Source organism: Mycobacterium sp. TH-M82 (assembly GCF_057473605.1).
The window spans coordinates 1-9,214 of record NZ_JBYCKY010000669.1 but is presented as its reverse complement, the minus strand read 5'-3'; the positions used below and the strand labels follow the sequence as shown (position 1 = coordinate 9,214).

General features: G+C 66.9%; 9 protein-coding genes and 2 pseudogenes. 4 read left to right on the top strand and 7 right to left on the bottom strand.

The genetic code is table 11. The features are described from left to right. The 5 genes and pseudogenes from dmpG to AC2VON_RS19655 form a co-directional block, all read right to left on the bottom strand. Nucleotides 1–775: 4-hydroxy-2-oxovalerate aldolase (gene dmpG, locus AC2VON_RS19675; RefSeq protein WP_486954456.1), on the bottom strand; the 775-nt coding region annotated here is incomplete at its 3' end. Then, a pseudogene (locus AC2VON_RS19670) lies at nucleotides 775–897 on the bottom strand (hypothetical protein); the annotation flags it as partial. The gene dmpG and the pseudogene AC2VON_RS19670, both read right to left, overlap by 1 nt. Then, nucleotides 846–1,805: an acetaldehyde dehydrogenase (acetylating) gene (locus tag AC2VON_RS19665; protein ID WP_486954455.1), complete on the bottom strand. Its 960-nt coding sequence runs from the start codon at nucleotides 1,803–1,805 to the stop codon at nucleotides 846–848. The pseudogene AC2VON_RS19670 and the gene AC2VON_RS19665, both read right to left, overlap by 52 nt. Before the next feature lie 10 nt (nucleotides 1,806–1,815). Beyond that, on the bottom strand, nucleotides 1,816–2,601 hold the full coding sequence (locus tag AC2VON_RS19660) for a 2-keto-4-pentenoate hydratase (RefSeq protein ID WP_486954454.1): 786 nt from the start codon (nucleotides 2,599–2,601) through the stop codon (nucleotides 1,816–1,818). Nucleotides 2,602–2,613: 12 nt separating this feature from the next. Continuing rightward, nucleotides 2,614–3,885, bottom strand: coding sequence for a cytochrome P450 (locus AC2VON_RS19655; RefSeq protein WP_486954453.1), 1,272 nt, complete (start codon nucleotides 3,883–3,885; stop codon nucleotides 2,614–2,616). Nucleotides 3,886–4,011: 126 nt separating this feature from the next. On the opposite strand from AC2VON_RS19655, the gene AC2VON_RS19650 reads away from it, so the two are divergent. Beyond that, nucleotides 4,012–5,172 (top strand): steroid 3-ketoacyl-CoA thiolase, encoded by a 1,161-nt coding sequence (locus tag AC2VON_RS19650; protein ID WP_486954452.1) that lies wholly within the window; start codon nucleotides 4,012–4,014, stop codon nucleotides 5,170–5,172. 179 nt (nucleotides 5,173–5,351) lie between these two features. Here AC2VON_RS19650 and AC2VON_RS19645 read toward each other — a convergent pair whose 3' ends face one another. Beyond that, complete coding sequence (locus tag AC2VON_RS19645) at nucleotides 5,352–6,257, bottom strand: SDR family oxidoreductase (protein ID WP_486954451.1); 906 nt, start codon at nucleotides 6,255–6,257, stop codon at nucleotides 5,352–5,354. Nucleotides 6,258–6,269: 12 nt separating this feature from the next. Continuing rightward, a complete protein-coding gene (locus AC2VON_RS19640; protein ID WP_486954450.1) occupies nucleotides 6,270–7,052 on the bottom strand; it encodes an SDR family oxidoreductase in 783 nt (260 codons plus the stop codon). A gap of 56 nt (nucleotides 7,053–7,108) precedes the next feature. Here AC2VON_RS19640 and echA20 point away from each other — a divergent pair, with 56 nt between their 5' ends. The 3 genes and pseudogenes from echA20 to ipdB all read left to right on the top strand — a co-directional run. Further along, nucleotides 7,109–7,876, top strand: coding sequence for a (7aS)-7a-methyl-1,5-dioxo-2,3,5,6,7,7a-hexahydro-1H-indene-carboxyl-CoA hydrolase (echA20, locus tag AC2VON_RS19635; RefSeq protein ID WP_486954449.1), 768 nt, complete (start codon nucleotides 7,109–7,111; stop codon nucleotides 7,874–7,876). Next, a complete protein-coding gene (gene ipdA, locus AC2VON_RS19630; protein ID WP_486954448.1) occupies nucleotides 7,873–8,751 on the top strand; it encodes a cholesterol ring-cleaving hydrolase subunit IpdA in 879 nt (292 codons plus the stop codon). The genes echA20 and ipdA overlap by 4 nt, the downstream gene beginning before the upstream one ends. Next, nucleotides 8,748–9,214, top strand: a pseudogene (ipdB, locus tag AC2VON_RS19625) (cholesterol ring-cleaving hydrolase subunit IpdB); the annotation flags it as partial. The gene ipdA and the pseudogene ipdB, both read left to right, overlap by 4 nt.

Below are 9,214 nucleotides of genomic sequence, written 5' to 3'. Positions count from 1 at the left end.
TGTCGAAGAAGTCGATGCCGGTCTTGACACCGATCTTGTCGAACACCCCGATCAGCGCCTCCACCGGCGCGTTGCCGGCCCCCGCGCCGAAGCGCCGGGCCGACCCGTCGATCTGTTTGGCTCCGGCCCGCACCGCCTCGATCGAGTTGGCCACGCCCAATCCGAGGTTCTCATGCCCGTGGAAGCCCACTTGGGCGTCCTGGCCGAGTTCGGCGACCAGTGCGGCGACCCGGTCGGCGACACCCTCCAGCACCAGCGCGCCGGCCGAGTCCACCACGTAGACGCACTGGCAGCCGGCGTCGGCCATGATCCGGGCCTGCTCGGCGAGTTTTTCCGGGCCGACGGTGTGCGCCATCATCAAAAAGCCGACCGTCTCCAGCCCCAGTTCGCGGGCCAGACCGAAGTGCTGGATGGACACGTCGGCCTCGGTGCAGTGGGTGGCGATCCGGCAGATCGACCCGCCGTTGTCCCGGGCTTGCATGATGTCGTCTTTGGTGCCCACCCCAGGCAACATCAGAAACGCGATCTTGGCCTCTTTGGCGGTGTCGGCGGCCAGCTTGATCAGTTCCTGCTCGGGGGTTTTGGAGAAGCCGTAGTTGAAGCTCGACCCGCCCAGCCCGTCGCCGTGGGTCACCTCGATGACCGGCACGCCGGCCGCGTCCAACGCCGCGACGATGGCGTGCACCTCGTCTTTGGTGAACTGATGGCGTTTGTGGTGGCTGCCGTCACGCAGTGACGTGTCGGTGATCCGCACATCCCAGATACCGGTGCTCATTACGCCGCCTCCTCCTCATCGCTGCGTCCCCCGCAAGCGGGAGGTACCCCCACTGCATCGTCGGCGCCGGTCATCGTGCGCCTCCTGTCGCCGCCGCTGCTGATCCAGCCATCTCCTTGGCGATCTCTTCGCCGACCTTGGTCGCGGCCGCGGTCATGATGTCCAGGTTTCCCGCGTACGGCGGAAGGTAATCGCCGGCGCCCTCCACCTCGACGAAGGTCGTCACCACCGCGCGGCCACCGGAGTTGCGCGACGGCTCGTCGAACTGCGGTTCATTGAGCAGCCGGTAGCCCGGCACGTAGGTCTGCACCTGCGCCACCACGTCGTCGATCGACGCGGCGATGGCGTCGCGGTCGGCATCGGTGGGGATGGCGCAGAAGATGGTGTCGCGCATGATCATCGGCGGGTCGGCCGGGTTGAGGATGATGATGGCCTTACCCTGCTGTGCGCCGCCGATGGTCTCCACGCCCTTGGCGGTGGTCTTGGTGAACTCGTCGATGTTGGCCCGGGTGCCCGGCCCGGCCGACACCGACGCCACCGATGCCACGATCTCCGCGTAGGGCACGGTGCCGGCGACCCCAGTAACCCCAGTAGCCGCAGTGACCGCCCGGCACACCGCGTAGACGATCGGGATGGTGGCCTGCCCGCCGCAGGTGATCATGTTGATGTTGGGCGCGTCGAGATGCTCGTGCAGGTTGGCCGGCGGGATGACCGCGGGACCCACCGCGGCCGGCGTCAGGTCGACGGCCCGGATCCCGGCCTCGGCGTACTTGGGTGCGGCCGCCGTGTGCACGGCGGCGCTGGTGGCCTCGAACACCAGGTCGGGCTTCTCGTCTTGGGCCAGCAGCCAGTCCACCCCCTCATGGGTGGTCTCCAGGCCGAGTTTGGCCGCCCGCGCCAGACCCTCGCTGCTCGGGTCGATGCCGACCATCCAGCGCGGCTCGAGCCACTGCGACCGCAGCACCTTGTAGAGCAGGTCGGTACCGATGTTGCCCGACCCGACGACCGCGACTGACGCTTTATCAGGCATTAGCGTTCCTCTATTCGAAAACCAGCCGGACCGAACCCAGCCCGGCGAAATCGGCGACAAAAACATCACCCGCTCGCACGTCGGCGGGCCGGGTGGCGGTGCCGGGCAACACAATGTCGCCGGCTCGCAGGCGCACCCCGAAGCTTTCCACCTTGCGCGCCAGCCACGCCACCGCGGTGAGCGGGTTGCCCATCACCGCGTCACTGCGGCCCTTGGCCACCACCTCGCCGCCCTGGGTCAACACCGCATCGATGCTCTTGATGTCGATGTCGGCCGGCGACACCCGCTGCTTACCCAGCACGAACCCGGCCGAGGAAGCGTTGTCGGCGATGGTGTCGCACAGCTTGATCCGCCAATCGGCGATCCGGGTGTCGATCAGTTCGATCGCCGGAACCACCGCTTCGATCGCGGCCAGCACCTCGGCCTCGGTGCAGCCGGAGCCGGGCAGATCCTCGGCCAGCAGGAAGGCCACCTCCACCTCCACCCGCGGATACAGGTAGTGGGCCGCCGGTACCGGCACGTCTTCGAATACCTGCATCTCGTCCAGTAGGTGTCCGTAGTCCGGTTCGTCGACACCCATCATCTGCTGCATCGCTGCTGACGAAAGGCCGACCTTGTGCCCCATCACCCGGGCGCCTTCGGCAACCCGCTGGCGGATGTTGATCAACTGGATCTGGTAGGCATCTACCACGTCGATAGCGGGATATGTGTCCGTCAGCGGTGAGATCGGAACCCGGCTCCGCTCTGCCTGCGCCAAGTCGGCGGCGAGTTCGTCGCGGATTTGGACACCGAGCATTTTCGAAGTTCCCTAATGGTGCTGAGCGGATGGGCAGCTACCGGTGTAGTCGACCTGCCAGTGTTTGATGCCGTTGAGCCAGCCCGAGCGCAGCCGTTCCGGCTTGGCCAGCGGTTTGAGGTCGGGCATGTGGTCGGCGATCGCAGCGAACATCAGCTGAATCGTCATCCGGGCCAGATGCGTGCCGATGCAGTAGTGCGCCCCGGTGCCGCCGAATCCGACATGCGGATTGGGGTCGCGCAAGATGTTGAACGTGAACGGATCGTCGAACACCTCCTCGTCGAAGTTGGCCGAGCGGTAAGACATCACCACCCGCTGGCCCTTGGCGATCTGCACCCCGGACAGCTCGTAGTCGGTCAGCGCGGTGCGCTGGAACGACGTCACCGGGGTGGCCCAGCGGACGATCTCGTCGGCGGCGGTCTCCGGGCGCGCCTTTGTGAACAGCTCCCACTGGTCCGGGTGTTCGGTGAAGGCCATCATGCCCTGGGTGATCGAGTTGCGGGTGGTCTCATTGCCGGCCACCGCCAGCATCACCACGAAGAAACCGAACTCGTCGTCGGAGAGTTTCTCGCCGTCGACGTCGGCGTTGATCAGCGTGGTGACGATGTCTTCGCCAGGGTTGGCCGCCTTGTCGGCGGCCAACTGCATGGCGTAGGTGATCAGTTCCAGCGACGAGGCCTGCGCGTCGACGTCGGCGTATTCAGGGTCTTCGCTGCCGGTCATCTCGTTGGACCAACGGAACAGCTTGTCGCGGTCTTCCAACGGCACCCCGAGCAGACCGGCGATCGCCTGTAACGGCAACTCGCACGACACCTGCTCCACGAAGTCACCGGATCCGGTAGCTGCGGCCGCTGTGACGATGTTCTGCGCTCCCTTGTCGAGCTCATCGCGCAGCCGTTCGATCGCGCGCGGTGTGAAACCACGGGAGATGATCCGGCGCAGTCGGGTATGATGCGGTGCATCCATGTTGAGCATCACGAACCGCTGAACTTCGATGTTCTCCCGCTGCATGTCGTCTTCGAAACGCGGGATGACGCAGTTGTCGTAGCTGGAGAAGACGTCGCTGCGCAGTGAAACCTCTTTGACGTCGCTGTGTTTGGTGATCGCCCAGTAGCCGCCGTCGTTGAACCCGCCCCCCTTGCCGGGTGCCTGGTCGATCCAACAGACCGGCGCCGCGCGGCGCAGCACGGCGAACTCCTCGACGGGAAGGCCCTGCACGTTGATGTCGGGGTTGAGGAAGTCGAACCCTGCGGGAAGGGTAGGGGCCTGATCGGGAATCGGCATGCGTCTACTCCTCAATGCAACGTGTTCTAGTGTTCAAGTTTCAGTAAAACATGGTCGCGACATGGACAAAAAGCGACGACGCATCGTCGCTTGTCAGAGTACTGGAACGTGTTCTAGGTTGGTGGCATGGGGAATCCAGTGATCGTCGAAGCTACCCGCAGTCCGATCGGCAAGCGTAACGGCTGGCTGTCGGGGCTGCATGCGACCGAACTGCTCGGCGCGGTGCAGAAGGCGCTGGTGGACAAGGCCGGCATCGACGCAGGCCACGTCGAACAGGTCGTCGGCGGCTGCGTGACGCAGTACGCCGAACAGTCCAACAACGTCACCCGGACCGCGTGGCTGACCGCAGGCCTGCCCGAACACGTCGGCGCCACCACCATCGACAGCCAGTGCAGCAGCGGTCAGCAGGCCAACCACCTGATAGCCGGCCTGATCGCCGTCGGCGCCATCGACATCGGCATCGCCTGCGGAGTCGAGGCGATGAGCCGTGTCGGCCTGGGCGAAAGCGCCGGCCCGGAGCACAACTGGCGTGCGGCGTCGTGGGACATCGACCTGCCCAACCAGTTCGACGCCGCCGAGCGGATCGCCAAGCGCCGCGGGATCACCCGTGCCGACGTCGACGCCTTCGGCGTGCGGTCCCAGCAGCTGGCCAAGCAGGCGTGGGCCGAAGGCCGCTTCGACCGCGAGGTCTCGCCGATCGAGGCACCGGTGCTCGACGAGAACAAACGGCCCACCGCCGAGCGGCACATGGTCGGTCGTGACCAGGGCCCGCGCGACACCACCATGCAGACCCTGGCCCAACTGAAGCCGGTCATCGAGGGTGCTATCCACACCGCGGGCACGTCGTCGCAGATCTCCGACGGCGCCGCGGCGGTGTTGTGGATGGATGAAGACAGGGCTAAAGCGCTGGGCTTCACACCGCGAGCACGGATCGCCAGCCAGGTGCTCATGGGCGCCGAGACCTACTACCACCTCGACGGCCCGGTGCAGTCCACCGCGAAGGTGCTGGAGAAGGCGGGCATGAAGATCGGCGACATGGACGTCATCGAAATAAACGAGGCGTTCGCGTCGGTGGTGTTGTCCTGGGCGAACGTCCACAAGCCGGACATGGATCGGGTCAACGTCAACGGCGGCGCCATCGCACTGGGGCATCCGGTCGGCTGCACCGGCAGCCGGCTGATCGTCACCGCGCTGCACGAACTCGAACGCACCGACCAGACCACCGCGCTGATCACCATCTGCGCTGGCGGCGCCCTGTCGGGCGCCACCATCATCGAACGGATCTAGCTTTCGTGGTGCTGGTCTGCCACATCCAACCGTTCGTCAAGCGTTAGGGTCTGCGACCCGCAGCCCGCCGAACCCGCGTCCGCCGAACGTGAAGCTGTTGCGAAAAATCCGTCCCGGATTCCCCAACAGCTTCACGTTCGGCGCAGGCGGCACTCGCGGGCGGTACTTGCAGGCGGGAGTCATGCCCCGTAGACCGGAACCGGTGGCCGCGACTTGGCCAGTAGACCCGCGACGACGGGGCCCAGCTCGGCGGGATCCCACGTGGCGCCCTTGTCGACCTGTGGGCCGTGCGCCCAGCCCTCGGCAACCCGGATGATGGCGCCCTCGACTTCGAACACCCTGCCGGTGACCCCGCGCGACTCTGCGCTGCCCAGCCACACCACCAGCGGCGAGATGTTCGCCGGCGCCATCGCATCGAATCCCTCGTCGGGTTTGGCCATCATCTCGGCGAACACGGTTTCGGTCATCCGGGTGCGCGCCGACGGGGCGATCGCGTTGACCGTCACTCCGTAGCGGCCCAGCTCAGCGGCGGCCACCAGCGTCAACCCGGCGATTCCGGCCTTGGCGGCGCTGTAGTTGGCCTGCCCGACGCTGCCCTGCAGGCCGGCGCCGGACGTGGTGTTGATGATCCGGGCATCGACGCTTCTGCCGTCCTTGGCGAGTGCGCGCCAGTGGGCTGCGGCGTGCCGCATGGTCGCGAAGTGCCCCTTGAGGTGTACGGCGATGACGGCGTCGAACTCCTGCTCGCTGGTGTTGGCCAGCATCCGGTCGCGGACGATGCCCGCGTTGTTCACCAGCACATCCAGACCGCCGAAGTCATCCACCGCGGTCCGGATCAACGCCTCCGCCTGCTGCCAGTCGGCGACGTTGGAGCCGTTGGCCACCGCAACACCTCCGGCCGCGACAATCTCGTCGACAACTCCCTGCGCGGCGCTGCCGCCACCGGCGGGTGACCCGTCCAGGCCGACACCGATGTCGTTGACCACCACCGTCGCACCCGCTGCGGCGAACGCCAGCGCGTGCGCCCGCCCGATTCCGCCGCCGGCGCCGGTGACGACGGCCACCCGGTCGTCGAGAAGTCCCATGGAAGTGTCCCCTTACTTGTTGGCACTCGATGCTTGCAGGTATGCCGGCGATTCGCCCCCGCCGTGCACTTCCAGGGTGGCCCCGCTGATGTAAGAGGCGATATCAGAAGCCAGAAACGCTGTCGCCCAGCCGATGTCGTCCGGTCTGGCCAGCCGGCCCAGCGGCACGGTGGCCGCGACGGCGGCGACCGAATCGGCGTCGCCGTAGAACAGTTCGAACTGCTCGGTTTGGACCATGCCGACCACCACCGAGTTCACCCGGACCTTGGGCGCCCACTCCACCGCCAGGGTGGCGGTGAGGTTGTCCACGCCGGCCTTGGCCGCGCTGTAGGCGGATGTGCCGGGGCTGGGCCGGTGGCCGCTGACGCTGGAGATGTTGACGATCGACCCACCTGCGGGCTGGGTCTGCATCTGTGCGTTCGCGTGTTGGGAAACCTGCAGTGGACCGAGCAGGTTCAGCTCGACGATCTTGCGGCTGAAGTTGGCCGAGGCATTGGCGGCCTGGGCGTACGGGGAGCCGCCGGCGTTGTTCACCACGATGTCCAGCCGGCCATGCCGCGCCACGATCGTGTCGATCAGGGCCTTGACGGCGGCGTCGTCACGCACGTCGCAGGCGTGGAACTCATAGGGCAAGCCATCGGCCGGGCGCCGGGCGCAGGTCACCACCGTCGCCTTCTGGCCGGCGAAGACCGAGCTGATCCCGGCTCCGACGCCACGGACTCCGCCCGTCACCAAGACCACCCGACCGGTCAAGCCGAGGTTGATCTCGTCGGTCCCTGTAGACCCTGTAGACACTGTGCTAGCGTACCAAGCAAGTGCTTGCTCAGGTCAATCGTCTTCAGGAAGTGCGCATGACGATCACGTCCACCACCATCGAACCGGGCTCTGGATCGGGAGTCGTCGCGGTCACCGTCAACTATCCCCCGGTCAACGCCATCCCCTCGCGCGGCTGGTTCGAACTGGCCGACACCATCACCGCCGCCGGCGCCGACCCGACCACCCGCGTGGTGATCCTGCGGGCGGAAGGGCGTGGCTTCAACGCCGGCGTCGACATCAAGGAGATGCAGCGCACCCAAGCTGCCGGCCAAGGATACGCCGCCTTGATCGACGCCAACCGCGGCTGCTTTGCCGCGTTCCGCGCGGTCTACGAATGCGCGGTTCCGGTGGTGGCCGCCGTCAACGGCTTCTGCGTCGGAGGCGGCATCGGACTGGTCGGCAACGCCGACGTGATCGTTGCCTCCGACGACGCCACCTTCGGGCTGCCGGAGGTGGAACGGGGTGCGCTGGGCGCGGCGACGCACCTGTCCCGGCTGGTCCCGCAGCACATGATGCGCCGGCTGTTCTTCACCGCCGCCACCGTGGATGCGGCCACCCTGCACCACTTCGGCTCGGTACACGAGGTGGTGCCGCGTGATCAGCTCGACGAGGCCGCGCTGCGGGTTGCCCGCGACATCGCCGCCAAGGACACCCGGGTGATCCGCGCCGCGAAGGAGGCGCTGAACTTCATCGACGTGCAGCGGGTCAACGCCAGCTACCGCATGGAGCAGGGCTTCACTTTCGAGCTCAACCTCGCCGGGGTTGCCGACGAGCACCGCGATGCGTTCGTGGAGAAGAAATGACCGACAAGCTGACCACGCTCGACGATGCCGTCGCCGAGTTGCGCGACGGCATGACGATCGGCATCGGCGGGTGGGGATCGCGGCGCAAGCCAATGGCGTTCGTGCGCGCGATGCTGCGCAGCGGCGTCAAGGACCTGACCGTGGTGACCTACGGCGGGCCGGACCTGGGGCTGCTGTGCTCGGCCGGCAAGGTGCGCAAGGTCTACTACGGCTTCGTGTCGCTGGACTCGCCGCCGTTCTACGACCCGTGGTTCGCCAAAGCCCGCACGTCCGGCGCCATCGAAGCTCGCGAGATGGACGAGGGCATGCTGCGCTGCGGGCTGCAGGCTGCCGCGCAACGGCTGCCGTTCCTGCCGACCCGGGCCGGGCTGGGCAGCTCGGTGCTCGACTTCTTCGGCGACGAGCTGGCCACGATCACCAGTCCCTACCCTGCGCCGGGTGGAGGTCACGAATCCCTGATCGCAATGCCGGCGTTGCGGCTCGACGCTGCATTTGCGCACATGAACCTCGGTGACGCCCGCGGCAATGCCGCCTATACCGGCGTCGACCCGTACTTCGACGACTTGTTTCTGATGGCCGCCGATCGGAGGTTCCTGTCGGTGGAGCAGGTGATACCGACCGAGGAGCTGGTCAAGTCGGTGCCGCACCAGGCCCTGTTGGTGAACCGCATGATGGTCGACGCGGTGGTGGAAGCACCCGGCGGTGCGCACTTCACCACCGGTGCAGCCGATTACGGCCGCGACGAGAGATTCCAGCGCCACTACGCCGAAGCCGCCAAAGCCGACGACAGCTGGGCACAGTTCGCGGCGACCTATCTGTCCGGCAGCGAGGACGACTATCAGGCGGCGATCCGGATGTTCGGAGAGCGGGCATGACGGATTCACCCACGCGCGCCGAGGTATGTGCGACCGCCTGCGCCGAGTTGTTCCGCGACGCCGGCGAGATCATGGTCAGCCCGATGACCACGCTGGCGTCGATCGGAGCGCGTCTCGCCCGGCTGACGTTCTCCCCCGACATCCTGCTGACCGACGGCGAGGCACTGCTGCTGGCGGGCACCCCGGCGTTGGGTGCGTCCGGGGCTATCGAGGGCTGGATGCCGTTCGGCCGGGTCTTCGAGACGTTGGCGTGGGGGCGCCGGCATGTGGTGATGGGCGCCAACCAGATCGACCGCTATGGCAACCAGAACATCTCGGCGTTCGGGCCGCTGCAGCACCCGACCCGGCAGATGTTCGGCGTGCGAGGTTCACCGGGTAACACCATCAACCACGCCACCAGCTACTGGGTCGGAAACCACTCGACGCGGGTGTTCTGCGAGGCCGTCGACGTGGTGTCGGGCAT